The organism is Pseudogulbenkiania sp. FW507-F1 (genome assembly GCF_058781125.1).
This window is the reverse complement of record NZ_JBYSWM010000024.1, coordinates 12,730-36,079: the sequence shown is the minus strand read 5'-3', so window position 1 is coordinate 36,079 and position 23,350 is coordinate 12,730. Positions and strand designations below refer to the sequence as shown.

The following is a 23,350-nucleotide window of genomic DNA, read 5'->3' as shown; positions in this document are numbered from 1 at the left end:
ACGACTCCCCGTAGCAACGGGCTTTTGGCTTATAATCACCGCTTCCCTTTGCGAAACCCTGGGTATCCACCGCCATGCAAGACAGCCACGCCTGGTCCGGCCGCTTCTCCGAGCCGGTCTCCGAACTCGTCAAGAAATACACCGCCTCGGTCGACTTCGACAAACGTCTGGCCGAGTTCGACATCGAGGGCTCGCTGGCCCACGCCACCATGCTGAACAAGGCTGGCGTGCTGTCGGACGACGACGTGGCGGCGATCCGCCAGGGCATGGCCGAGATCCTGGACGACATCCGTGCCGGCCGCCTGGAATGGAGCGTGGACCTGGAAGACGTGCACATGAACGTGGAGCGTCGCCTGACCGACAAGATCGGCGACGCCGGCAAGCGCCTGCATACCGGCCGCTCGCGCAACGACCAGGTCGCCACCGACATCCGCCTGTGGCTGCGCGCCCAGATCGACGCCATCGTGGTGCTGATCGCCGAGCTGCAACAGAGCCTCTTGGACCTGGCCGAAGCCAACGCCGACACCGTGATGCCGGGCTTCACCCACCTGCAGGTGGCGCAGCCGGTGACCTTCGGCCACCACATGCTGGCCTACGTCGAGATGCTCTCCCGCGACGCCGAGCGCATGACCGACTGCCGCAAGCGCGTCAACCGCCTGCCGCTGGGCGCCGCCGCGCTGGCCGGCACCACCTTCCCGATCGACCGCCACTACACCGCCGAGCTGTTGGGCTTCGACGACGTCTGCCACAACTCGCTGGACGCCGTGTCCGACCGCGACTTCGCCATCGAATTCACCGCCGCCGCCTCGCTGGTGATGGTGCACCTGTCCCGCCTGTCGGAAGAGCTGATCCTTTGGATGAGCCCGCGCGTCGGCTTCATCGACATCGCCGACCGCTTCTGCACCGGTTCGTCGATCATGCCGCAGAAGAAGAACCCGGACGTGCCGGAACTGGTGCGCGGCAAATCCGGCCGCGTGGTGGGCCACCTGATCGCGCTGGTGACGCTGATGAAGGCGCAGCCCCTGGCCTACAACAAGGACAACCAGGAGGACAAGGAGCCGCTGTTCGACACCGCCGACACGCTGATCGACACGCTGCGCATCTACGCCGACATGATGCGCGGCATCACGGTGAAGAAAGAGGCGATGCGCGCCGCCGTGCTGCAGGGCTTCGCCACCGCCACCGACCTCGCCGATTACCTGGTGAAGAAGGGCCTGCCGTTCCGCGACAGCCACGAAGTGGTGGCGCTGGCGGTACGCTTTGCCGAAGGCCAAGGCGTCGATCTGGCCGACTTGAGCCTGGACAAGCTGCGCGAGTTCTCGCCGCTGATCGAGGCGGACGTGTTCACGGTACTGACGCCGGAAGGCTCGCTGGCGCAGCGCGACCACGTCGGCGGCACCGCGCCGAACCAGGTGCGCGCACAGATCGCCCGCCACCGCGCGCGCCTGGCCGGCTGAAGCGCTGCGATACGAGCAGGACAAGGACACAGGCCGGGAGTCGTCTCCCGGCCTTTTTCTTGCGCGCCGGTCGCGAAACCGCAACGGTCCGGGATTATTTTATCCGGGTCAATTTCTTCCGCCGCATAACTCGGTAAGATGAATGCCTATTCGACGCGTCACCACCGCGCCTTGCACCCGGGAGACACCGTGTTATTCAGCAAAACTCGCACCGCCCTGCAGCAATCCGAAACCACCAACGCCAGCCTGCAGCAGGAGAACGCCCTGCTGAAGCAGCGGCTGGCCCAGATGGAAAGCGCCCACGCCGAGCAGGCCGAGGAACTGGCCCGGCTGCAGCGCGAGCGCACCATGCTGCAAGGAGTGTTCACCAACGTCGGGCGCTTCGGCGACACCCTCGACGGCGTGCGCCAGTCCTTCCTCGAGCTGGCCGACTCGCTGAGCCAGGAAAAGCGCTCGGCGCGCGACGTGGCGGCGCAATCGGACGCCAACCGCCAGGGGTTCGAACGCATCGCCACCAACCTGAAAAGCATGTTCGAGCGCATCCAGCAGGCTTCGGCCAACGTCGAGGCGCTCTACCAGCAGGCCGAGGAGATCGGCGGCATCGTGCGCCTGATCAAGGACATCGCGGACCAGACCAACCTCTTGGCGCTGAACGCCGCGATCGAAGCCGCCCGCGCCGGTGAATCGGGCCGCGGCTTCGCCGTGGTGGCGGACGAGGTGCGCAAGCTGGCGGAACGCACCGCCAAGGCCACCACCGAGATCGCCGGGCTGGTCGGCACCATCCAGGGTGAAACGCAGAGCGCCAAGCAGACCATGCAGCTGGGCGCCGACGACGCCAGCCGCTTCTCGGCGGAGAGCCAGGAGGCGGTGGGCAGCATGCAGCGCCTGTTCGCGCTGTCGCAGCAGATGGAAAAGGCGATCGCCGCGGCGGCACAGCTGTCCGGCGTCGAACTCGCCAACCTCGACGAACTGACCGTGAAGCTCGAGGTGTACAAGGTGTTCATGGGCATCGCCAAGACGCGCCCGGAAGCGCTGCCGGACGAAACGCAGTGCCGCCTCGGCCAGTGGTACTACGGCGGCGAGGGCAAGGAAAGCTTCTCGCGCCTGCCGGGCTACGCCGCGCTGGAAGCGCCGCACCGCAACGTGCACGAGCACGCCCGCCGCGCCGTGGAGCTGTTCTACGCCGGGCGCTTCGAGCAGGCGCTGACCGAACTGGCGGCGATGGAGCAGGCCAACGCCGCGGTGATGAGCGGCCTCACCCGCATGCTGTCCGAGCAGGCGCCGGCCGGCCGCTGACCCTGCCCCGCGGGCCGACGTTCTGCCGGTCCGCCTGCTTGCCCTCCTGAGCCGAGGCCAGCGAGCGCGCGCCAAAGCCGGCCGGACCGGACGTCGCCAGAGAAGAGCAAGGCGAACCCCGTCGGACGATGGTCGATGAGGTTCGGCACTGACGTGGCGAGGAAAGCACCGCATCGTGTGGCGATGGTGCCATCGCCCGGATGCCAGCCTCACGAGACGCCGGCGCTACCGCCTAATGGGCCAGGCTTTCCGGCTGGCTCAGGGTGCGCGCCACCGCCACCCGCCAGCCCTGGTACAGCAGCGCGCGCCGCTCTTCGCTCATGCCCGGCTCGAAGCGCTGCTGGCGCTGCCACAGCGCCGCCAGCTCGTCGAGCGAGCCGTACACCCCCGCCCCCAGCCCCGCCAGGAACGCCGCCCCGAGCGCGGTGGTTTCGCTCACCGCCGCGCGTTCCACCGGCACCGCCAGCATGTCGGCCAGGAACTGCATCAGCCAATCGTTGCCGACCATGCCGCCGTCGACGCGCAGGCTGGCGGGGCGTGCCGCGCCGTCGGCCTGCATCGCCTCCATCAGGTCACGCGTCTGGTAGCACACCGACTCCAGCGCGGCGCGCACGATGTGGGCGATGCCGGAGTCGCGCGTCAGGCCGATGATGGCGCCCCGCGCCAGCGGGTCCCAGTACGGCGCGCCGAGCCCGGTGAACGCCGGCACCAGGTAGACGCCGCCGGTGTCGGCCAGCTGGCGTGCCAGCGTTTCGCTCTCGCCGGCCGAGTGGATCAGCCGTACCGCGTCGCGCAGCCATTGCAGCGCGGCGCCGGCGACGAAGATGCTGCCTTCCAGCGCGTAGGTGGTGTGTCCTTCCAGCCGGTAGCACACCGTCGACAGCAGGCGGTGGCGCGACGCCAGCACCTCGCTACCGGTGTTCTGCACCAGGAAGCAGCCGGTGCCGTAGGTGGACTTGATCATGCCCGGCTCGAAGCAGGCCTGGCCGACGGTGGCGGCCTGCTGGTCGCCGGCCAGCGCGGTGATCTTCAGGGGGTGGCCGAACAAGGTGGTGACGCCGTAGTCGGCGACGTTGTCGCGCACCTCCGGCAGCAGCGCGCGCGGGATGGCGAACAGCGCCAACAGCTCGTCATCCCACTCTTGGGTGTGGATGTTGAACAGCAAGGTGCGCGCGGCGTTGCTGGCGTCGGTGGCGTGCACCCGCCCTTCGGTCAGGCGCCACAGCAGGAAGCTATCGACGGTGCCGAACGCCAGCTCGCCGCGCTCGGCGCGTTCGCGCGCGCCGGGGACGTGGTCGAGCAGCCAGGCGAGCTTGCTGGCGGAGAAGTAGGGGTCGAGCACCAGGCCGGTTTTGGCGCTCACCAGCGCGGCGTTGTCCGGCGTGGCGAGCGCCGCGCAGTGCTCGGCGGTGCGCCGGTCCTGCCACACGATGGCGCGATGCAGCACCCGGCCGCTGGCGCGCTCCCACAACAGCGTGGTCTCGCGCTGGTTGGTGAGCCCCAGCGCCACCGGGGTGGCCCCGTGCGCCAGCACCTCGCGCGCCAGCGCCAGCGTGTCGCGCCAGATGTCCTCCGGCTCGTGCTCCACCCAGCCCGACTGCGGAAAGTGCTGCGGCAGCTCGCGCTGGGCGCGGGCCAGCACCCGGCCCCCGGCGTCGAACAGCATGGCGCGGGTGCTGGTGGTGCCCTGGTCGATTACCAGCAGTGTTGCCGTCATAGGCCGAACTCCTTGCGATTGGCGCGCGGCGCCGACAAAATCGCGCCCGGATTTGCCCGCGGGCGGCGAAATATGTTAATTAACAGACGACAGATTTTCGGAATCGAACCAACATGAGCCGCTCCCCCCGCCACGAAAAGATTCTGCAACTGGTCCGCGAAAACGGCTTCATGCCGATCGAGGAACTGGCCCGCCTGCTCGACGTCACGCCGCAGACCATCCGCCGCGACATCAACCAGCTGTGCGAGGAAAACCTGCTGCGCCGCTACCACGGCGGCGCCGCGCTCGGCAGCAGCGTCGAGAACGAGGACTACGTGGCGCGCAAGGGCAAGCTGCAGAGCGAGAAGGCGTACATCGCCGACATGATCGCCGAGAACATCCCGGACCACGCCTCGCTGTTCATGAGCATCGGCACCACCATCGAGGCCGTGGCCCAGGCGCTCACCGCCAGCCACAAGGGCTTGCGCGTGATCACCAATAATATTCACGTGGCATCGATCATGTCGACCAACCCGGACTTCAACGTGCTGATCACCTCCGGCGTGGTGCGCGCTTCGGACGGCGGCATTACCGGGGTCGCCACGCTCGACTTCATCAACCAGTTCAAGGTCGACTACGCCATCCTCGGCGTCTCCGGCATCGAGCCGGACGGCTCGCTGCTCGACTTCGACTACCGCGAAGTGCGCGTGGCGCAGGCGATGATGAACAACGCGCGCCACCGCTACCTCGCCGCCGACCACAGCAAGTTCGGCCGCAACGCGCTGGTGCGCATGGGCCACATCAGCGAATTCCACGCCGTGTTCACCGACGAAACCCCGCCCGAGCCGCTGGCCAAGATGATGTCCGAACACAACGTGCGCCTGTACCTTGCAGAATAGGCGGCAACCGGCTCCCGGCCAAAGCCCGCCGCGCGCGGGCTTTTTTACGCCGGCGCCGCGGCGCCCCGGCCCCTGCTGGTATACTGCAGCGTTTGCAAGCAACAACAAGCCTGACGCGCCATGAACGTTTTTTACGAAGAAAGCGGCAGCTTCAAGGTGGGCGCCGTGGTGTCCCGCAATGACGCCAGCCTGCAGGTCGACACCCTCCACGGCAAACGCGCCAAGATCAAGTCGGCCAACGTGATGCTGGAATTCAACTCGACGCTGGCCGAGTTCCTGCCGGCGGTCGAGAAGCTGGCCGCCGAGATCGACGTCGACTTCCTGTGGGAAGTGAGCGGCCAGGATGAATTCGGCTTCGAGGCGCTGGCCGCCGACTACTGGGGCCACACCCCGAGCGCGGCCGAGGCCGCCGCCATCATCCAGCGCCTGTTCGAGGCGCCGATGTACTTCTACAAGAAGGGCAAGGGGCGCTTCAAGGCGGCGCCGGAAGAGTCGCTGAAGGCGGCGCTGGCCGGCATCGAGAAGAAGAAGCGCGAGCAGGAGCAGATCGACGCCTGGGTGGCCGAGCTGAAATCCGGCCGCCTGCCGGACGCCATCCGCGCCCAGCTGATGACGCTGCTGTTCCGCCCGGACAAGAACACGCTGGAGTTCAAGGCCTTCGACCAGGCCTGCCGCGAGCGCAACCTGCCGCCGGTGCGGCTTGCGGCCGCGGTCGGCGGCATCCCCTCGGTGCCGGACTACCTGATGGCGGGCTTCCTGCTGGAGTACTTCCCCAAGGGCACCGGTTTCGGCCAGTACGCCGCGCCGACGCTGCCGGGCGACGACGAGCTGCCGCTCGCCGAGGTGGCCGCGTTCTCGATCGACGACGCCGCCACCACCGAGATCGACGATGCGCTGTCGCTGGTCGCACTGCCCAACGGCAACCAGCGCGTCGGCATCCACATCGCTGCGCCGACGCTGGGCGTGGCGCCCGGTTCGGACATCGAGAAACTGGTGTTCCAGCGCCTCTCCACGGTGTACTTCCCCGGCGACAAGATCACCATGCTGCCGGACGAGCTGGTCGAACAGTTCACGCTGAAGGAAGGCCAGGCCTGCCCGGCGGTGAGCCTGTACGTCGAGGTGACGCCGGAATTCGAGCCGGTCGGCTACGAGAGCCGCATCGAGCGCGTGACCATCGCCGCCAACCTGCGCCATGACCAGCTGGAACAGGTGTTCAACGAAGACACCCTGGCGCGCCCGGACGGCGGGCCGGACTACGCGTTCAAGCATGAGCTGACCTGGCTGTGGCAGTTCGCCAACGCGCTGGAGAAGCGCCGCGGCAAGTACGACCCGACGCGTCCGGTGCAGATGGATTACAACTTCAACGTGGTCGACGGCAAGGTGCTGATCACGCTGCGCAAGCGCGGCGCGCCGATGGACAAACTGGTGTCCGAGCTGATGATCCTCGCCAACAGCGAGTGGGGCCGCATGTTGGCCGAAGCCGACATCCCGGCGATGTACCGTGCCCAGAGCATGGGCAAGGTGCGCATGACCACCCGGCCGGAGCCGCACATCGGCCTGGGCGTGGCGCAGTACGCCTGGTCCACCTCGCCGTTGCGCCGCGCCACCGACTTCGTCAACCAGCGCCAGCTCACCGCGATGATCCGCGGCGACAAGCCCGAGTTCGAGCAGGGCAACGCCATGCTGTTCGCCATCCTGCGCGACTTCGACGCCACCTACAGCGCCTACCTCGCCTTCCAGGACCGCATGGAGCACTTCTGGTGCCTGCGCTGGTTCAGCCAGGAGGGCGTCACCGAGCCGACCGCGACGCTGATCAAGGAAGACCTGGTGCGCATCGACGGCCTGCCGCTGCGCCTGCGCGTGCCCGGCCTGCCGGAGCTGGCGAGCGGCGACAAGGTACGCCTGGCGGTGATCCGCATCGACGAGCTGACGCAGGAGATCGAGCTGCGCTACGCCGGCAAGGTCGGCCACGAGGACGTGCCGGTCGAGGAAGACAGCACGGTGTGACCACAGGTCGGCTTCGGCCAACCTTGAAAACAAAAAAGCCCCGGAATCGCTTCCGGGGCTTTTTCTTTGCGGGACAACCGGGCGGTTAGCGCGATTCCACCGGGAAGCGCTGCAACAGCCCGCCCAGCACGCCGCCCAGCGCCAGCCACAGCACCGCCGCGGAGGCCAGCGCCGCCAGCATGAAGTCGCTCATCAGGCGCGCGGGCACCAGCGTGTGCACCTCGGCCAGTACCGGCGCGCCGACCAGGTGCGGCAGCGCCGCCAGCGCCAGCGCGCCCACCGCCCACCGCAGGCGGCGCTGGCTCCAGGCGCGATGGAGCCCGAACAGCGCGCCGGCGGTGCAGGCGACGGTGAGCAGCCACCACAGCTGGCGCTGCTGCAGGTCGGCCGCGGGCACGCCCGGCGGCTCCGGCGGCAGGCCGAGCGCCGGCGCCAGCTGGAACACCACGAAGCCCAACGCGCCGAACAACAGGCCGCGCCGCCAGTCGATGTGGCCGAACTGCGACAGCACCGCACCCAGCAGCAGGGCGTAGCCCATCGCCGCCAGCGTGATCGAGACCGCGGTGGCGACGGCGCGGTGCGTCTTGTCGTCGGACGGCTCCTCGCTCGCCATCGCCTCGTGCGAGTGCCCCTCGGTGGCAACGGCGTCGTGCGCCTCGTGAACGTGTGCCATGGCGGGAGCGGCAGCCTCGAGCTGCTGCTCGTAGCCTTCGGCCTGCTCGATCAGCGGCTGGACCAGCGCCAGCTGGACCGGCGTCGTCACCGCGCCGGCCAGCAGCCCGGCCAGCAGCGACAGGGCAACAATACGTGCAAACATGACAACCCTTCGCCGGTCAGTGGCAGACGAAGCCCATGGTATGGCGCGTATCGTGGCTCTCGCCGTGGGCGATGCCCGGCGCGAAGCCGACGCCGTAGAGGATCACCGCGCCCAGCAGCGCGGCGCACAGCGCGGCGGAACGGGCTTTCCAGCGCGCGGCGCTGGCGGGGTCGAACTGGCTGATCGGTCGAGCGGCGGATTTGTGCAACTGCATGTCTATCTCCTGGGTCTTTCCATGGCCCCCCTGTCTCGCGGTGTCGGTTGGCGGCAAGCCGCCGCACAGCGATGGACCGACGATGGCGCGGCAGGGTAAGGGAGGGGCACACTGGAAGAAACGTTAAGCGCACCGCCCTCCGCGGTGCATAGCGTCGTCGCCTTCGGCCGGTCTCCGGGCTCCCGAGCCGGGAGCGCGCTCCCACGCCGGCGCCTTCCCGGGTGCGACCCCAGTGGCGTGTTGCCGACGCTGACTCGATTACCGTTGCGGGGGCAGCGACGGATTTGCCGATCGGCACACCGTCTTCCCGTTGAAGTTCCCCAGACGGCGGGAAACCTCAAGCCCCGGGCCGATCCGGACCGGGGCACACCGAAAGCTGCTTAAGGATAGCAGAAGCGCACCGGCGGCACGGTCAAAATGCATAGGAAGCGGGACCAGTTGGGCCGGGCGAAAAAAAACCGCCCCCGGCAAGCGGGTAGCGGTCTGGCGCGGACGCGGGCGGAGCGTCAGCGGTTGCTGTCGCGCTTGGGCGCGAACAGCGCGGCGGTCTGGCGACCGCCCGCCGGCTTGCTGCGGCGCGCCTCGCCCGGGCGGCTGCTGCCCGGACGCTGGTTGCCGTTGTTGGGCTTGCCGCGCGGCGGCATCACGTTGCCGTTCACCTCTTTCGGCGGCGGCGGCATCACGTTGCCGTTGGGCTCGCCACGCTGGCCGTTGGCCGGCGCGGTATGGCGCCCCTTGGGCTGCTGGGAACCGGTGTTGCTCTTGGGCGGACGAGCACCCGGCTGGCGCGCGCCGTCGGCATGCTCGTGGCGACGCCCATTCTGGCCGCCGCTGGCGCCGGCGCTACTACGTGCGTTGCCGGCCTGGCCGTCGCCGCCACGGCGCTGGCCTTGGCCTTGGCCCTGGCCCTGGCCTTGACCCTGACGCGGCTGGGACTGGCCCTGACGCGCGGCTCCCTGGCCTTGACGCGCTCCCTGGCCCTGACGCTGCCCCTGACCTTGGCCTTGGCCACGACGCTGGCCACCCATCAGGATCGGCTCCGGCGTCACCGTCAGATCGGCCTCGTAGCCGGGAACGGTGAACTGCGGGATGTCTTTCTTGATCAGCTTCTCGATGTCCTTGAGGAACTTGAACTCGTCCACGCACACCAGCGACACCGCCTCGCCCTCGTTACCGGCGCGGCCGGTGCGGCCGATGCGGTGCACGTAGTCTTCCGGCACGTTGGGCAGCTCGAAGTTGACCACGTGCGGCAGCTGGTCGATGTCCAGCCCGCGCGCGGCGATGTCGGTGGCCACCAGCACTTGCAGCGTGTTGGCCTTGAAGTCGGCCAGCGCCTTGGTACGCGCGTTCTGGCTCTTGTTGCCGTGAATCGCCGCAGCGGTGATGCCGCTCTTGTCGAGCTTCTCGGCCAGGCGGTTGGCGCCGTGCTTGGTGCGGGTGAACACCAGCACCTGGTGCCAGTCGCCCTGGCTGATCAGGTGGGTCAGCAGCTCGGTCTTCTTGTCGCGGTCGACCAGGTGCACCTTCTGCTCGACCAGCTCGTTGGCGGTGTTGCGGCGCGCCACTTCGACCAGCTGCGGGTTGTTCAGCAGGCGGTCGGCGAGCGCCTTGATCTCGTCGGAGAAGGTCGCCGAGAACAGCAGGTTCTGACGCTTGGCCGGCAGCAGCGCCAGCACCTTCTTGATGTCGTGGATGAACCCCATGTCGAGCATGCGGTCGGCTTCGTCCAGCACCAGGATCTCGACCCCGGACAGATCGACGGTCTTCTGACCGGCGTGGTCGAGCAGACGGCCCGGCGTGGCCACCAGGATGTCCAGCGGCTTCCTGAGCGCGGCGATCTGCGGATTGATCCCGACCCCGCCGAACATCACCATCGACTTGTGCGGCAGGTACTTGCCGTAGGTGCGCACCGATTCTTCCACCTGCGCCGCCAGTTCGCGCGTCGGCGTCAGCACCAGGGCGCGCGGGCGGCCCTTGAGGTGGGTCGGCGCCGGGCCGAGGCGGTGCAGCAGCGGCAGGGTGAAGCCTGCGGTCTTGCCGGTGCCGGTCTGGGCTGCGGCCAAGAGGTCGCCCCCCTTGATCACCTGCGGAATAGCCTGCGCCTGGATCGGGGTGGGCGTGGTATAGCCGGTTTCGGCCACGGCACGCAACAGGGGCTCGGACAGGCCGAGGTCGGTAAATTTGATTTCGGACATGAAAACTCCAGCGACGGCCCAATCGCAGGTTGTGCGACACCAATCCAGGCAGACGTCGATGATGGAAAATGCGGGGGCTTCGGCGTTGAAGCTAGACCGCGCGCCGATTGGCACGACGCGGGAAGGCGACAGTGTACAGGGGTTGGCGCGACAGTGGAACCCGCTGCCGACAGTAAACGCTCAGAACCTATCCCAGTAGGCGAGCGAACCAAAGCAGGTTGAGTGCCGCCAGCGCACAGAAACCGGAATGGTCACGGAGTACATGAGGATTCCCTATCGCTGAGCGAATCCCTGCGTGCCAATCTATCGCTGGGCAAATCAAAGATTTGCACGCAGAGATTGGCTCAGCGATGAATTCGCACGCAGTACTGCCGGCACTCAAGATGCGAAGGCGCAGTCGCTTAATGGGATAGGTTCTCACCAAACGCCAGCGCGTCCATGGCGATGCTGCCGTGCTCCATACCGCTATGCAGCACGCTGAGCGGCGTGCCGCCGGCGCCGAGCGCGAAGAACAGCGGCAACAGGTGCTCGGCGGTGGGATGGTTGCGCCGCGCCTGCGGCGCCTGCCGTTCCCAGTCGAGTACGGCGTCGACGTCGCCTTCGGCCAAGCGCTCGAGCATCCAGTGCTGGAACTCCAGCGCCCACGCTTCGGGGCCGGCGTTCCACGCCACTTCGTACAGGTTGTGGGTGAGGCTGCCCGAGCCCACCAGCAGCACGCCCTCCTCGCCCAGCCCCGCCAGCGCCTGGCCGAGCCGGTAATGGGTGGCGGCATCCGCCGCCGGCAGCACCGGCAGGGTCACCACCGGGATGTCGGCGTCGGGGTACATCGCCAGCAGCGGCACCCAGGCACCGTGGTCGAGACCGGGGCGCTCGTCCGGCTGCACCGCGAAGCCGGCGGCGGCGAGACGGCGGTCGATATCGTCGGCCAGGGCGCGTTCGCCCTGTGCCGGGTACTGCAGCCGGTAGAGCTGTTCCGGGAAGCCGCCGAAATCGTGCACGGTGCGCCAGTGCGCCGCGCTGCCGGCACCCGGCTGCCGTGCCGGGCGGTGCGCCGACAGGCTGACGATGGCGCGCGGGCGGTCGTGGGCGTCGGCCCAGCGCCGCCAGGCGGCCGGCGCGGGCGAGCCGTCGATCAGTACGGTCGGGGCGCCGTGCGAGATGAACAGGCTGGGCAGACGGGACATGGTGTTCTCCTTGGGTCGTTAGTCGATGATACGCCGCGTCAGGCGCGACGGCCGAGCGGCTTGAGCGCGAAGGCGCCGTCGCCGAGCAGGGCCACGCTCAGCGCCGCCGCGCTCAGGAAGGCGGTGTATTCCCAGCCGCCGCCCGGGTTGGTGAAGGCCCAGCCGTTGGCCAGATGCACCAGCAGGGTGGCGCCCAGCAGCACCGGGCTCAGCAGCAGCGCCACCTGGCGCCCGGCCACGCCAAGGATCAGCAACACGCCGCCGCCGATCTCGGCCACCATGGTGAGCGGGCCGACGAAGCCGGGCAGGCCGAGCGAGGCGAAGAATTGGGCGGTGCCGGCCGGGGTGAACACGAACAGCTTGGTCAGGCCGTGCGCCAGAAACATCAGGCCCAGGCTCAGGCGCAGCAGGAAGGCGGCGTAGGGGGCGGTGCGGGTGTCGATCATGGTGGTTCTCCGGTGGGTGGTTTATGGTCACCATTAAAACGCTTGCCATTCAACCGATAAACCCGCCATATTTCATAATATTGATTCTTTACAAGAAACAATCATGGACCTGATGACCGCCATGCGCGTGTTCCACGCCGTGGCCGACGGCGGCAGCTTCACCCTGGCCTCGGACAAGCTCGGCCTGTCGCGCGGCATGGCCAGCAAGTACGTGAGCTGGCTCGAAGAGCACCTGGGTACCCGCTTGCTCAACCGCACCACGCGCCGGCTGGCGCTGACCGAGAGCGGCGCGGACTATCTGGCGCGGGTGGCCAGCATCCTGGCCCAGGTCGACGAAGCCGAGGCGCAGGCCGCCGAAACCAGCCGCGAGCCGGTCGGCACGCTGCGCGTCAGCGCGCCGCTGGCGTTCGGTGTGCGCCGACTCGGGCCGATCCTGGCCGAGTTCAACGCCCATTACCCGCGCCTGACGGTGGACTTGCTGCTGGAAGACCGCCAGCGCGACATGCTGGAGGACGGTGTCGACCTGACGCTGCGCATCACCACCGACCTCGGCCAGAGCCAGCTGGTGGCGCGCGCGCTGGCGCCGGTACGGGTGGTGGTGTGCGCCGCGCCGGCCTACCTGGCGCGCCACGGCACCCCGGCCACGCCCGCCGAACTCGCCCGCCACCAGTGCCTGCGCTACACCCTGAGCGAGCCGGTGGACGAATGGCGTTTCGGCAGCGAACGGGTCAAGGTCTCCGGCCCACTCGCCGCCAACAACGGCGACCTGCTGGTGGACGCGGCGCGCCACGGCATGGGCATCATCTGCGAGCCGACCTTCCTGCTCGGCGACGACCTCAAGAGCGGCCGGCTGGTGCCGCTGCTGGAGGGCTACCCGCTGCCCGAATTCCGCCTCTACGCGCTCTACCCGCACCGCCAGTACCTGCCGCGCAAGGTGCGCGCGCTGGTCGATTTCCTGGCCGACCATTTCGCCGGGGAGCCCGACTGGGACGCCTACCGGGCACCGGCGCCATAAGGCGCCGCGCCGCCGTGGCGCTCTGGCCGGCTCAGCGATGGGGGTAGGTTGTCGGCCATCAGAACCGCTACACTAGCGCGCTTTCCCCCTCAACTGCCTGCAACCGGACCCGACCATGGCGCTCAAAGCCACCATCTACAAAGCCGAACTCAACATCACCGACCTGGACCGCAGCTACTACGCCAGCCACAACCTCACCCTCGCCCTGCACCCGTCGGAAACGGTGGAGCGCATGATGCTGCGGCTGGTGGCGTTCGCGCGGCACGCCAGCGACTCCCTCGCCTTCACCAAGGGCATCAGCGAGGACGACGAGCCGGACCTGTGGCAGAAGAACTATTCGGACGAGATCGAACTGTGGATCGAGCTGGGCGAGCCGGACGAGAAGCGCCTGCGCAAGGCCTGCGGCCGTGCCGATCAAGTGTGGATCTACAGCTACGGCGGCCGCGCCGCCGACATCTGGTGGCAGGGCATGGAAGGCAAGGCCAGCCGCTTCGAGCATCTGCACGTCGCCGGCGTCAGCCCGGACACGCTGGCGCAGCTGGCGGCGCTGGCCGAGCGCAGCATGCAGCTGCAGGTGACGATCCAGGACGGCCAGATCTGGCTGTCGGACAACGTGCACAACGTGCTGGTGGAGTTCGTCACGCTGAAGGAAGCGCACTGAGCGCCGCCCGGTGCGCCTCCGCCGACCGGTAAAAAAAAAGCGGCAGCCAGGGCTGCCGCGTAAACCACCGTTCGAGATAGGTACCAAGGAGAAGACTCAGGAACGGCTTAACACCATCTTGCTGATCGCCTCGGGACAACGTCCCAGCTTCCGGTAGAGCAGCGCCCCGGCAAAACCGCCGATGAACAGCGCGAAGTGGCCGAGGTACTCTCTCAGACCTGGGGTGTGCGAGCAGATCAGGGCGAGCACGGCCGCCGGTACCAGCGCCTTGATCGCGGCCTTGTTGTAGCCGTTCTCGTACCAGTAGGTATTGCCCGGCTTGTCGCTGTACAGCGCGTCGACGTCGATGCGGCGCTTCTGCACCAGGTAGTAGTCCACCAGCACGATGCCGTACAACGGGCCGATGAAGGCGGCGAGCGAGTCGAGCGTGTAGTGGATCACTTCCGGCGAGTTGAACAGGTTCCACGGCGTGATGAAGATCGAGCCGACCGCGGCGATCATGCCGCCCATGCGCCAGCTGATCTTCTGCGGGTTGACGTTGGCGAAGTCGAACGCCGGCGACACGAAGTTGGCCACGATGTTGATGCCGATGGTGGCGGTGATGAAGGTCAGCGCGCCCAGCACGGCGGCCGTGGTGTTGTCGATCAGGCCGACGGTCTCGATCGGGTCCTCGATCAGCTTGCCGAACACCGGCAGCGTGCCCGAGATCACCACCACGGTGACGATGGAGAACAGCAGGAAGTTGACCGGCAGCCCCCAGAAGTTGCCCCGCTTCACTTCGTCCATGCTCTTGGCGTAGCGCGTGAAGTCGCCGAAGTTCAGCGTCGGCCCGGAGAAGTAGGACACCACCAGCACCACCGCGAGCACCATCTGCCAGGCGGCGTCGAGCCCGGTCAGGCGCTTGGTGCTGAGGTCGAAGTTGATGTTGTGCCAGCCGGCCTTGTACACGATGTACGCCATCAGCAGGAGCATCACGGCGTAAACCGCCGGGCCGGCCCAGTCGATGAACTTCTTGATCGCCTCCATGCCGTGCCAGAACACCAGCGCCTGCAGCGCCCACATCGTCATGAACCCCATCCAGCCCAGCGCCGACAGCCCGGCGAACTTGATATGGCCGAGGTACGCCAGTTCCGGGAAGAAGCGCAGCACCACGATCACCAGCGCCGAGGAGGCGAGGTAGGTCTGGATGCCGTACCAGGCCACCGCGATCAGTCCCCGGATCACCGCCGGAATGTTGGCGCCGAACACGCCGAACGACATGCGGCACACCACCGGGTAGGGGATGCCGCCCTGCTGGCTCGGCCGCCCGATCTTGTTGGCCACGTACTGCACGATGCCGATGCCGATGAGCAGGCACACCAGCACCTGCCAGCTCGCCAGGCCCAGCGCGAACAGGCTGCCGGCGAAGACGTAGCCGCCGACGCTGTGCACATCCGACATCCAGAAGGCGAAGATGTTGTACCAGTTCCAATGCTGGTCCTTGAGCGGACCGAGGTCTTCGTTGTAGAGCCGCTCGCTGTAGCCTTGCGGACACTGGCCGGCGTGGCCGGGGGAATGCGGTTGGTGCATCGAAATTCTCCTTTGCAGTTTTGCTAGTCTTAGAGGCTCTTGCTGGCCTTGTTGCTCTTCATTGTTAGCAGATTTCGTACACGCAACAATAACATTTTCGTATACGCAGTAATAACCAAGCTAGCGCACTGTTTTTACTGAGGTTTTTCTGACACACCTCAGGGCGACTCGGGCATGGCAGCGACATTCCGCACCGCCATCGTCGAAATATTTGTATACCATTCAATATAATTTGGTACACAAACAAATTTGCCGGCGCCATGGGTTCGGCGCCGTTTGCGGGTTAAGATAGTGGCCAGGGTCCTATAGACGACATCAAGGAGTGAGCAACCATGCTTCGGGGACTATCACCCGCTCATCCCCAACGGGGTGAGGAAGGCACCAAGGACGAACTGGTATACGCGCGGCTGTTCACCGCGATCATCGAGCACCGCCTGCAGCCGGGCATGAAACTGCCGGAAGACGCGCTGACCGAGAGCTTCGAGGTCAGCCGCACCGTCATCCGCAAGGCACTGCAGCGCCTGGCGCTGGAGCGCCTGGTGACGATCCTGCCCAAGCGCGGCGCGACGGTGGCCAAACCCACCATCGCCGAGGCGAAGAACATTTTTGCGGCGCGCCAGCTGATCGAAGTGGGCACGCTCGACCAGGTGATCGCGAACATCCGCCCCAGCGATATCGCCGAGCTCAGGGAGATCGCCCGCCAGGAACACGAGGCGCAGCGCGTACGCGACCACCGCCAGGCCATCAAGCTGTCCGGCCAGTTCCACGTGCGCCTGCTGAGCATCGCCGGCAACGACGACCTGACCGACTTCCTGGTGCGCTTGGTGTCGCGCTCGTCGCTGATCATCGCGGTGTACGGTTCGTCGTGGAGCGCCGACTGCAAATGCGACAGCCACGACGCCCTGATCGCCCTGCTCGAGGCCGGCGACGCGGCCCAGGCCAAGGCGTGGATGTCGCAGCATCTGAAGGAAGTGGAGTCGGCGCTCGACATGTCGCCGGAGGAAGACAGCGAGCCCGATTTCAAGAAGATCTTCAGCGAGATGGACGGCTAGCGGCCGCCTGGCACGCCACGGGGGGCCTGGCGCCGCCCCCAACCCCGGCAAAATCCTGCCGCAGCCCCCACTCGGCCCTGTGTCCGTCATTTTCCCGCGCGCTGTGCCTTATGCGCCGGCACCGCCCCGCCTACCCTGACGCCATCCCGTTTCATGATGGTGTTGCCATGTCCACAGTCCCAGCCCTACCGATCAAGCTCTACCCGCGCCTGACGCGGGGGCGCTTCAACACCTGGCGCGTCGCCTTCGTCGTCATCACCCAGCTGCTCTACTTCGGCCTGCCCTGGCTGCCATGGCACGGTCGCCAGGCGGTCTGGCTCGACCTGGCGGGCGGACGCTTCCACCTGTTCGGCCTGACGCTGCTGCCGCAGGACATGGTCTACCTCGCCGCGCTGTTGATGGCGAGCGCCTTCGGGCTGTTCCTGTGGACCACGCTGTCGGGCCGGCTGTGGTGCGGTTTTTCCTGTCCGCAGACGGTGTACACCGAGATCATGCTGTGGATCGAGCGCTGGACCGAGGGCAAGCCGGCGGCGCGCCGCGCCCTCGACGCCGCGCCGTGGCGTCTGAACAAGGTGATGCGCAAGGGCGGCAAGCACGTGCTGATGGCGGCGTTCTCGCTGTGGACCGGGCTCACCCTGGTCGGCTACTTCAGCCCGATGCGCGAACTGGCGGCCGGCCTGCCCACGCTCGCCATCGGACCGTGGGAGGCGTTCTGGGCACTGCTCTACGGCGGCTTCACCTACCTGCTGGCCGGCGTGCTGCGCGAGAAGGTGTGCCTGCACATGTGTCCGTACGCACGCTTCCAGGGCGCCATGTTCGACCCGGACACCAAGCTCGTGGCCTACGACGTGCCGCGCGGCGAACCGCGTGGCGCCTTGCGCAAGGACGCCCAGCCCGGCGTGGCGCGCGGCGACTGCGTCGACTGCGGGCTGTGCGTGCAGGTCTGCCCCACCGGCATCGATATCCGCGCCGGCCTGCAGTACGAGTGCATCGGCTGCGCCGCCTGCGTCGACGCCTGCGACGCGGTGATGGACAAGATCGGCGCGCCGCGCGGGCTGATCCGCTTCACCACCCAGCGCGCCGAGGACGGCGGCGATGGGCGGCCGCGCCGCCTCTGGCAGCGCCCGCGCGTGCTGGTCTACGGCGGGCTGCTGGCGATGCTGCTGGTGCTGACGGCGACCGGCCTGCTGAACCACACGCCGTACAAGCTCGACGTGCTGCGCGACCGCGCCTCGCTGGTGCGGGAGGGCGACGACGGCTGGCTGGAAAACAGCTACAGCCTCAGGGTGATGAACGGCGACGAGCAGGCGCACCGCTTCCGCGTCGAGGTGGCGGGGCTGCACGGCGCCCGCCTGCGCGACGACGCCCCGGTGCTGGTGCCGGCGCTGACCGTCGCCACGGTCGGGGTGCGGGTGGCGGTCGATCCCGGCACGGTACAGCGCGGCAGCCAGCCGCTGCGCTTCGTGCTGCGCGCCGTCGACGCGCCGCACCGCTACGTCAGCGCCGACAGCAGCTTCATCGGCGAGTGAGCGCCGCCGCCAGCCAGTCCAGCGCGGCGAGCTGCCAGCCGGGCTCGACGTAGCTCAGGTTGAGGCGCAGGGCGTGGCGGCCGGTGCCATCGGGGTGGAACAACGCGCCGGGCGCGAAGTGCAGGCCGTGCGCCTGCGCCTCGGCCAGCAGCGTCTGGCTGTCCGGCCCCGCGTCCTGCTCCAGCCACAGGAAGTAGCCGCCTTGCGGGCATGACAGCCGCACCGTCGGCGGCAGCCGCTCCGCCAGCGCCTGGCGCAGCGCGGCGGCGCGGTCGGCCAGTTGCTGGCACAGCCGGCGCAGGCCGGGCGGGTCGCCGCCGTCGGCCAGCAGTTCGGCGATCGCCATCTGGTTGGGCAGCGGCGAGGCCAGCGTGGTGCTGACCTTGAGCCGGCACACCGCGTCGAGGTAGCGCCCCGGCGCGATCCAGCCGACGCGGTAGCCGGGTGCCAACGACTTGGAGAAGGTGGCGCAGTACAGCACCCGACCGGCGGTGTCGCGCGCCTTGAACGGCGCCGGGGCCGGCGCCGCGAACGCCAGCTGGCGGTAGGCGTCGTCCTCGATGAGCGGCACGTCGTGGCGCTCGGCGAGCTGCCACAAGGCGTCACGCGCGGCGTCGCTCAGGCACTGCCCGGTGGGATGCTGGAAGTTGGCCATCACCGCGATGCCGTGCACCCGGCCTTCGGCCAACCCTTGCGCCAAGGGCGCCAGGTCGAGCGCGCCGTCGAGCCCGACCGGCAGCGCCAGGGTGGCGATGCCGTGCTGCGCCAGCACCCCCAACAGGCCGGGGAAGGCCGGCGTGGTCACCGCCAGGCACGGCGCCGCCAGCGCGTGCGTCACCACCTGCACCGCCAGCGCCAGCGCTTCCATGCCGCCGCAGGTGATCACGAGCTGGTCCCAGTCGAGCGCCATGCCCTCGGCGTGGCAGCGGCGCGCCAGTTGGCGCCGCAGCGCGTCCAGCCCGAGCAGTTCGTGCCGCGCCAGCAGTTCGGGGTAGCGCCGCTGCACGCGCACGAAGGCCTGCGCCAGCGCGCGGCCGTCGAACAAGGCCGGATTGATGAACGGCGACCCCCACGGCAACAGCGGGGCCAGGTTGGCCGAAGCCGGTGCCGCGCCGCCCGGCGCCACGCGGAACCCGGCACGCGGCAGCGCCTCGACGTAGCCCTGCCGCTCCAGCTCGTAGTAGGCGCGCTTGGCGGTGTTCATGCCGACGCCGTGGGTCTCGCACAGGCGGCGCAGCGACGGCAGCGCGTCGCCGGCGCGGTAGCTGCCGTGCTCGATGGCGGCAACGAAAAAATCGACCAGCGTGGCGTACTTGGACATCGGCCCACTTCAAGACAACGGGAAAGACCCGCAGTGTAGCGGAGAATCCCCCGTCCCGGCTGGAAGGGGCGTGCCCCGGCCAGGCCCGCCCGGCCACCACGCGACGCGTCCGCGCCCGGCGTGGCGGAGGTCGTATAATGCAGCCATGACCACATCCCCTCCCTTTGCCGGGCTCACCCCGGACTGCCTGCTGAACGCGCTGGAAGGCCTCGGCCTGCCGGTGAACGGCCAGCTCCTGGCGCTCAACAGCTACGAAAACCGCGTCTACCAGGTCGGCCTGGACGACGCGCCGCCGCTGGTGGCCAAGTTCTACCGCCCCGAGCGCTGGAGCGATGCGCAGATCCTGGAAGAGCACGCCTTCGTGGCGGAACTGGCCGGCCACGAGATTCCGGTGGTCGGCGCGCTCGGCATCGCCGGCCGCACACTGCATCAGCACGCCGGCTTCCGCTTCGCGCTGTTCCCGCGCCGCGGCGGACGCGCCCCGGAGCTCGACCGCCCGGACACGCTGCAATGGCTGGGACGCTTTCTCGGTCGCATCCACGCCGTCGGCGCGGTGACGCCGTTCGCGCTACGGCCGACGCTGGACGCGGCGAGCTTCGGCGCGGAGCCGCTGACCTTCCTGGCGGACTGCCCGTTCATCCCGGACGAGTTGCGCGCGGTGTACCTGGGCGTGGCGCGCCAGGCGCTGGACGGCGTGGCGCGCGGCTACGACCGCGCCGGCGCCATCACGCTGCGCCGCCTGCATGGCGATTGCCACGCCGGCAACGTGCTGTGGACCGAGGCCGGGCCGCACTTCGTCGATTTCGACGACTGCCGCATGGGGCCGGCGGTACAGGATCTGTGGATGCTGCTGTCGGGAGAGCGCAGCGAGCAGAGCGCCCAGCTGGCCGACCTGCTAGCGGGGTACGAGGATTTTTGCGAGTTCGACACGCGCGAACTGTACCTGGTCGAGGCGCTGCGCACGCTGCGGCTGATCCACTACAGCGCCTGGCTGGCGCGACGCTGGCACGACCCCGCGTTTCCGGCGGCCTTCCCGTGGTTCGACAGCCCGCGCTACTGGCAGGACCAGATCCTGGCGCTGCGCGAGCAGATCGCGCTGATGGACGAAGCGCCGCTGTGGCCGGTGTGAGCGCATTGCACTGAGCCGCCGCGGCGCTGCGCGCCGCCCTCCCGCAACGCACCCTGCCACGCCCGCCACGCGGCGCGAAGCAAGACGGGGCCTCAGCCGGCGGCGTCGGCGGCAGGCCCCTGCACCAGGCGGTGACGCTGCGCCAGCGTCGGAAACAGCCGCATCCACAGCGCCGCCACCAACAGCGTCCCCACCCCGCCCGCCACCACCGCCGGCACCGTGCCCAGCAGCGCCGCGGTGGCGCCGGACTCGAACTCGCCCAGCTGGTTGGAGGCGCCGATGAACAGCGAATTGACCGCGCTGACCCGGCCGCGCATCTCGTCCGGGGTCTCCAGCTGCACGAAGGTGGTGCGGATCACCACGCTGATCATGTCCGACGCCCCCAATACCGCCAGCGCCGCCAGCGACAGCCCGAACGAGGTCGACAGGCCGAAGGCGATGGTGGCGAGCCCGAACACCGCCACCGCCGCGAACATCACCCGCCCCACCCGCTGTGCGATCGGGAAGCGCATCAGCCAGGCCGACATCAGCAGCGCGCCCACCGCCGGCGCCGAGCGCAGCAGCCCCAGCCCCCACGGCCCGGTGTGCAGGATGTCGCGCGCGTAGATCGGCAGCAGCGCGGTGGCCCCGCCCAGCAGCACCGCGAACAGGTCGAGCGAGATGGCGCCGAGGATGTCGGGCCGGCTCTTGATGAAGCGCACCCCCACCAGCAGCGAATCGAGCGTCATGCGCTGCTGCGAGGGCTCCGACGGACGCGCCGCCAGCCACGACAGCAGCAGCGCGCCGCCGAGGTAGAGCGTCAGGTCGAGGCCGTAGGTGAACTCGGCGCCCAGCGCGTAGAGGAAGCCGCCCAGCGCCGGCGCCAGGATGGTGGCCGCCTCGTTGGCCGAAGCGGCCGCCGCCACCGCCGGCGGCAGCAGCGCGGGCGGCACCACGTTGGGCAGCAGCGCCTGCATCGCCGGCATGTCGAAGGAGCGGCAGGTGCCGATCAGCACCGACAGCGCGAAGATCAGCTCGCGGCTCACCGCGAAGCCCACGTGCGCGCTGCCCAGCGCCAAGAGCGCCGCCACCGCGGCCTGCACCAGCAGGCTCACGGTGACGATGCGCTGGCGGTCGAAGCGGTCCACCACCGAGCCCACCACCAGCACCAACAGCACCCGCGGCAGGAACTGCAGCAAGCCCACCAGACCCAGGTCGAGCGCGCTGCCGGTGAGCGAGTACACCTGCCAGCCGATGGCGACGGTGAGGATCTGGAAACCGCTGGTGAGGCAGACGCGGGTCAGCCAGTACAGCCAGAACGGACGGAAACGACGCAGCGAAACCGGCACGGCCGGCGAGGCAGGGTTCATGGGCGGGCAAGGAAATGACGGGGGAGGCGACAGCGTACCCTTGCCCCGCCGCGAGCGCCAGCCCGGGACGGCGTTGCAGACTGGCGCAACGGCCGGCATGGAACACTGTACCAGGCTGACACAGTGTTGCACTTCGCCACAGCGGCCGCGCCCCGCCAGGCCCGGCGCGACCGGGCGCGGAACGCCCCCGGCGCCGTCGGACCGCCACAAACCCCATTGGTTTCAACGAGATAGCGCATCACATACCAAAGTCGTAGACGGTTTTTCCCGGTGTGGGAATGGCGCTTGCAGCTGGCGCCCGGCAGTCGCCTCGTTTGCCACCGGAATGGAGAAACCATGAAAACCAGAACTCAAACCACCCTGCTCGCCAGCCTCGTCGCCGCCCTGTTCGCCAGCCAGGCCATGGCCCTGGAGATCTACAACGACAAGGGCTGGACGCTCGACATCAGCGGCTCGGTCAACGCCTTCTACACCACCAGCAAGGCCGACAACGCCGAACGCAGCAGCCAGATCGAGAACGGCCTGTTGCCGGGCTACTTCAACATCACCGCCGCCACCAAGCAGAAGGGCCTCGACATCAAGGGCGTGATCGGCATGTGGCCGGGCATCGATTCCGACTCGCCGGCCTTCGCCGGCACCACCTCCGGCGTCGGCAAGTCCACCGTGGACGCGCGCACCAACTACCTGAGCTTCGGCAACGACAAGATCGGCACCTTCAAGTTCGGCCGCGATATCGGCCTGTTCCAGTCCAACGCCATCCTCAACGACATGACGCTGATCGGCGTCGGCGGCGGCGCCGGGCTGGCGCGCAACATCAACACCACGCTGGGCGGCATCGGCGCCGGCTACATCTACGCCGAGTTCCAGCCGCAGATCACCTACACCACGCCGGACTACAACGGCTTCCACGCCAGCTTCGGCGTGTTCGACAACAAGGATGTGGACAGCACCGGCACCACCGGCAGCCATCCCGGCTACCAGGGGCTGGCCGAGTACGGCTTCAAGAGCAACGCCGCCTCGGGCAAGGCCTGGCTCGGCTTCGTCAACCAGCAGTTCACCCGCATCCGCGACAACAACGCCACCGGCTTCGAACTGGGCGCCAAGGCCGACATCGGCAACGTCGGGCTGATGGCGCAGGGCTTCAGCGGCAAGGGCATCGGCGACACCATCCTGTTCTCCGGCGGCACCGACGCCGACGGCAACAACCGCCGCTCCAACGGCTACCTGGCGCAGGCCACCTACAAGATCGACGACCTGAAACTGGGCGTGAGCTACGGCGAGAGCCGCACCAAGGCCACCAGCGAAGAAGGCAGCGGCTACATCAACCGCGTCGCCGGCACCACGCTCGGCGCCTACTACAGCCTGACGCCGAACCTGACCCTGGTGGGCGAGCTGAACCGCCGCCGCAACAAGGTCACCGACATCGACACCGACAGCGTATCGCTCGGCGCCATCCTGTTCTTCTGAGGCGGATTGCCCCGCCCGCCCCGCGGCGGGCGGGGCGCCAACGCCGC

At 68.5% G+C, this 23,350-nt stretch carries 19 protein-coding genes and 1 riboswitch; of the genes, 10 read left to right on the top strand and 9 right to left on the bottom strand.

Features of this window, described 5'->3' with window-relative positions:
- The first annotated feature begins 74 nt into the window (after positions 1-74).
- Positions 75-1,457 carry an argininosuccinate lyase gene (gene argH, locus AC3WG5_RS14875; RefSeq protein WP_492569282.1) on the top strand — a complete coding sequence of 461 codons (1,383 nt, stop codon included), beginning with the start codon at positions 75-77 and terminating at the stop codon, positions 1,455-1,457.
- A 189-nt stretch (positions 1,458-1,646) separates the two neighbouring features.
- Entirely contained in the window at positions 1,647-2,753 is a 1,107-nt protein-coding gene (locus tag AC3WG5_RS14870) for a methyl-accepting chemotaxis protein (RefSeq protein ID WP_294867965.1), read from the top strand.
- Positions 2,754-2,985: 232 nt separating this feature from the next.
- Here AC3WG5_RS14870 and glpK read toward each other — a convergent pair whose 3' ends face one another.
- Positions 2,986-4,470 carry a glycerol kinase GlpK gene (gene glpK / locus AC3WG5_RS14865; protein ID WP_492569280.1) on the bottom strand — a complete coding sequence of 495 codons (1,485 nt, stop codon included), beginning with the start codon at positions 4,468-4,470 and terminating at the stop codon, positions 2,986-2,988.
- Between the two features lie 113 nt (positions 4,471-4,583).
- Between glpK and AC3WG5_RS14860 the strand changes: the two genes are divergently transcribed.
- Together AC3WG5_RS14860 and AC3WG5_RS14855 are read left to right on the top strand one after the other, a co-directional pair.
- Positions 4,584-5,348, top strand: a complete 765-nt coding sequence (locus AC3WG5_RS14860) for a DeoR/GlpR family DNA-binding transcription regulator (protein WP_008954616.1) — start codon at positions 4,584-4,586, stop codon at positions 5,346-5,348.
- Between the two features lie 120 nt (positions 5,349-5,468).
- On the top strand, positions 5,469-7,355 hold the full coding sequence (locus AC3WG5_RS14855) for a ribonuclease catalytic domain-containing protein (RefSeq protein WP_492569278.1): 1,887 nt from the start codon (positions 5,469-5,471) through the stop codon (positions 7,353-7,355).
- An 85-nt stretch (positions 7,356-7,440) separates the two neighbouring features.
- Here AC3WG5_RS14855 and AC3WG5_RS14850 read toward each other — a convergent pair whose 3' ends face one another.
- From AC3WG5_RS14850 to AC3WG5_RS14830, 5 genes are all read right to left on the bottom strand, one after another.
- Complete coding sequence (locus tag AC3WG5_RS14850) at positions 7,441-8,172, bottom strand: CbtA family protein (protein ID WP_492569276.1); 732 nt, start codon at positions 8,170-8,172, stop codon at positions 7,441-7,443.
- Positions 8,173-8,188: 16 nt separating this feature from the next.
- Positions 8,189-8,386 carry a CbtB domain-containing protein gene (locus tag AC3WG5_RS14845; RefSeq protein ID WP_492569274.1) on the bottom strand — a complete coding sequence of 66 codons (198 nt, stop codon included), beginning with the start codon at positions 8,384-8,386 and terminating at the stop codon, positions 8,189-8,191.
- Between the two features lie 148 nt (positions 8,387-8,534).
- Positions 8,535-8,741, bottom strand: a riboswitch (cobalamin riboswitch).
- Between the two features lie 151 nt (positions 8,742-8,892).
- Positions 8,893-10,581 carry a DEAD/DEAH box helicase gene (locus tag AC3WG5_RS14840; protein ID WP_492569272.1) on the bottom strand — a complete coding sequence of 563 codons (1,689 nt, stop codon included), beginning with the start codon at positions 10,579-10,581 and terminating at the stop codon, positions 8,893-8,895.
- Positions 10,582-10,982: 401 nt separating this feature from the next.
- Positions 10,983-11,765, bottom strand: a complete 783-nt coding sequence (locus tag AC3WG5_RS14835; protein ID WP_492569271.1) for a DODA-type extradiol aromatic ring-opening family dioxygenase — start codon at positions 11,763-11,765, stop codon at positions 10,983-10,985.
- A gap of 38 nt (positions 11,766-11,803) precedes the next feature.
- Complete coding sequence (locus tag AC3WG5_RS14830) at positions 11,804-12,211, bottom strand: DoxX family protein (protein ID WP_014085549.1); 408 nt, start codon at positions 12,209-12,211, stop codon at positions 11,804-11,806.
- Between the two features lie 103 nt (positions 12,212-12,314).
- On the opposite strand from AC3WG5_RS14830, the gene AC3WG5_RS14825 reads away from it, so the two are divergent.
- Entirely contained in the window at positions 12,315-13,226 is a 912-nt protein-coding gene (locus tag AC3WG5_RS14825; RefSeq protein WP_014085548.1) for a LysR family transcriptional regulator, read from the top strand.
- Between the two features lie 115 nt (positions 13,227-13,341).
- Complete coding sequence (locus tag AC3WG5_RS14820) at positions 13,342-13,887, top strand: YaeQ family protein (RefSeq protein ID WP_492569269.1); 546 nt, start codon at positions 13,342-13,344, stop codon at positions 13,885-13,887.
- A 96-nt stretch (positions 13,888-13,983) separates the two neighbouring features.
- On the opposite strand, the gene AC3WG5_RS14815 is transcribed toward AC3WG5_RS14820, so the two are convergent.
- Positions 13,984-15,456 carry an NCS1 family nucleobase:cation symporter-1 gene (locus AC3WG5_RS14815; RefSeq protein WP_008954607.1) on the bottom strand — a complete coding sequence of 491 codons (1,473 nt, stop codon included), beginning with the start codon at positions 15,454-15,456 and terminating at the stop codon, positions 13,984-13,986.
- Between the two features lie 332 nt (positions 15,457-15,788).
- Here AC3WG5_RS14815 and AC3WG5_RS14810 point away from each other — a divergent pair, with 332 nt between their 5' ends.
- Both AC3WG5_RS14810 and ccoG read left to right on the top strand, forming a co-directional pair.
- Positions 15,789-16,508, top strand: a complete 720-nt coding sequence (locus tag AC3WG5_RS14810) for a GntR family transcriptional regulator (protein WP_008954606.1) — start codon at positions 15,789-15,791, stop codon at positions 16,506-16,508.
- A 167-nt stretch (positions 16,509-16,675) separates the two neighbouring features.
- Entirely contained in the window at positions 16,676-18,037 is a 1,362-nt protein-coding gene (ccoG, locus tag AC3WG5_RS14805; RefSeq protein WP_492569267.1) for a cytochrome c oxidase accessory protein CcoG, read from the top strand.
- Here the strand turns inward: ccoG and AC3WG5_RS14800 are convergent.
- Positions 18,024-19,358: an aminotransferase-like domain-containing protein gene (locus AC3WG5_RS14800; protein WP_492569265.1), complete on the bottom strand. Its 1,335-nt coding sequence runs from the start codon at positions 19,356-19,358 to the stop codon at positions 18,024-18,026. The genes ccoG and AC3WG5_RS14800 overlap by 14 nt on opposite strands.
- A gap of 145 nt (positions 19,359-19,503) precedes the next feature.
- On the opposite strand from AC3WG5_RS14800, the gene AC3WG5_RS14795 reads away from it, so the two are divergent.
- Positions 19,504-20,487, top strand: a complete 984-nt coding sequence (locus AC3WG5_RS14795) for a serine/threonine protein kinase (RefSeq protein WP_492569264.1) — start codon at positions 19,504-19,506, stop codon at positions 20,485-20,487.
- A 92-nt stretch (positions 20,488-20,579) separates the two neighbouring features.
- Here AC3WG5_RS14795 and AC3WG5_RS14790 read toward each other — a convergent pair whose 3' ends face one another.
- Positions 20,580-21,836 carry an MFS transporter gene (locus tag AC3WG5_RS14790; protein ID WP_492569263.1) on the bottom strand — a complete coding sequence of 419 codons (1,257 nt, stop codon included), beginning with the start codon at positions 21,834-21,836 and terminating at the stop codon, positions 20,580-20,582.
- A gap of 336 nt (positions 21,837-22,172) precedes the next feature.
- On the opposite strand from AC3WG5_RS14790, the gene AC3WG5_RS14785 reads away from it, so the two are divergent.
- Positions 22,173-23,303: a porin gene (locus tag AC3WG5_RS14785; RefSeq protein ID WP_014085541.1), complete on the top strand. Its 1,131-nt coding sequence runs from the start codon at positions 22,173-22,175 to the stop codon at positions 23,301-23,303.
- Positions 23,304-23,350 lie beyond the last annotated feature (47 nt).

Coding starts and splice junctions, on each gene's coding strand:
- AC3WG5_RS14860 (WP_008954616.1), top strand. CDS start 4,584: ATGAGCCGCTCCCCCCGCCACGAAAAGATTCTGCAACTGGTCCGCGAA.
- AC3WG5_RS14795 (WP_492569264.1), top strand. CDS start 19,504: ATGACCACATCCCCTCCCTTTGCCGGGCTCACCCCGGACTGCCTGCTG.
- AC3WG5_RS14840 (WP_492569272.1), bottom strand. CDS start 10,581: ATGTCCGAAATCAAATTTACCGACCTCGGCCTGTCCGAGCCCCTGTTG.
- AC3WG5_RS14830 (WP_014085549.1), bottom strand. CDS start 12,211: ATGATCGACACCCGCACCGCCCCCTACGCCGCCTTCCTGCTGCGCCTG.
- AC3WG5_RS14845 (WP_492569274.1), bottom strand. CDS start 8,386: ATGCAGTTGCACAAATCCGCCGCTCGACCGATCAGCCAGTTCGACCCC.
- AC3WG5_RS14835 (WP_492569271.1), bottom strand. CDS start 11,765: ATGTCCCGTCTGCCCAGCCTGTTCATCTCGCACGGCGCCCCGACCGTA.
- AC3WG5_RS14800 (WP_492569265.1), bottom strand. CDS start 19,358: ATGTCCAAGTACGCCACGCTGGTCGATTTTTTCGTTGCCGCCATCGAG.
- argH (WP_492569282.1), top strand. CDS start 75: ATGCAAGACAGCCACGCCTGGTCCGGCCGCTTCTCCGAGCCGGTCTCC.
- AC3WG5_RS14790 (WP_492569263.1), bottom strand. CDS start 21,836: ATGAACCCTGCCTCGCCGGCCGTGCCGGTTTCGCTGCGTCGTTTCCGT.
- AC3WG5_RS14815 (WP_008954607.1), bottom strand. CDS start 15,456: ATGCACCAACCGCATTCCCCCGGCCACGCCGGCCAGTGTCCGCAAGGC.
- glpK (WP_492569280.1), bottom strand. CDS start 4,470: ATGACGGCAACACTGCTGGTAATCGACCAGGGCACCACCAGCACCCGC.
- AC3WG5_RS14810 (WP_008954606.1), top strand. CDS start 15,789: ATGCTTCGGGGACTATCACCCGCTCATCCCCAACGGGGTGAGGAAGGC.
- ccoG (WP_492569267.1), top strand. CDS start 16,676: ATGTCCACAGTCCCAGCCCTACCGATCAAGCTCTACCCGCGCCTGACG.
- AC3WG5_RS14820 (WP_492569269.1), top strand. CDS start 13,342: ATGGCGCTCAAAGCCACCATCTACAAAGCCGAACTCAACATCACCGAC.
- AC3WG5_RS14825 (WP_014085548.1), top strand. CDS start 12,315: ATGGACCTGATGACCGCCATGCGCGTGTTCCACGCCGTGGCCGACGGC.
- AC3WG5_RS14850 (WP_492569276.1), bottom strand. CDS start 8,172: ATGTTTGCACGTATTGTTGCCCTGTCGCTGCTGGCCGGGCTGCTGGCC.
- AC3WG5_RS14855 (WP_492569278.1), top strand. CDS start 5,469: ATGAACGTTTTTTACGAAGAAAGCGGCAGCTTCAAGGTGGGCGCCGTG.
- AC3WG5_RS14785 (WP_014085541.1), top strand. CDS start 22,173: ATGAAAACCAGAACTCAAACCACCCTGCTCGCCAGCCTCGTCGCCGCC.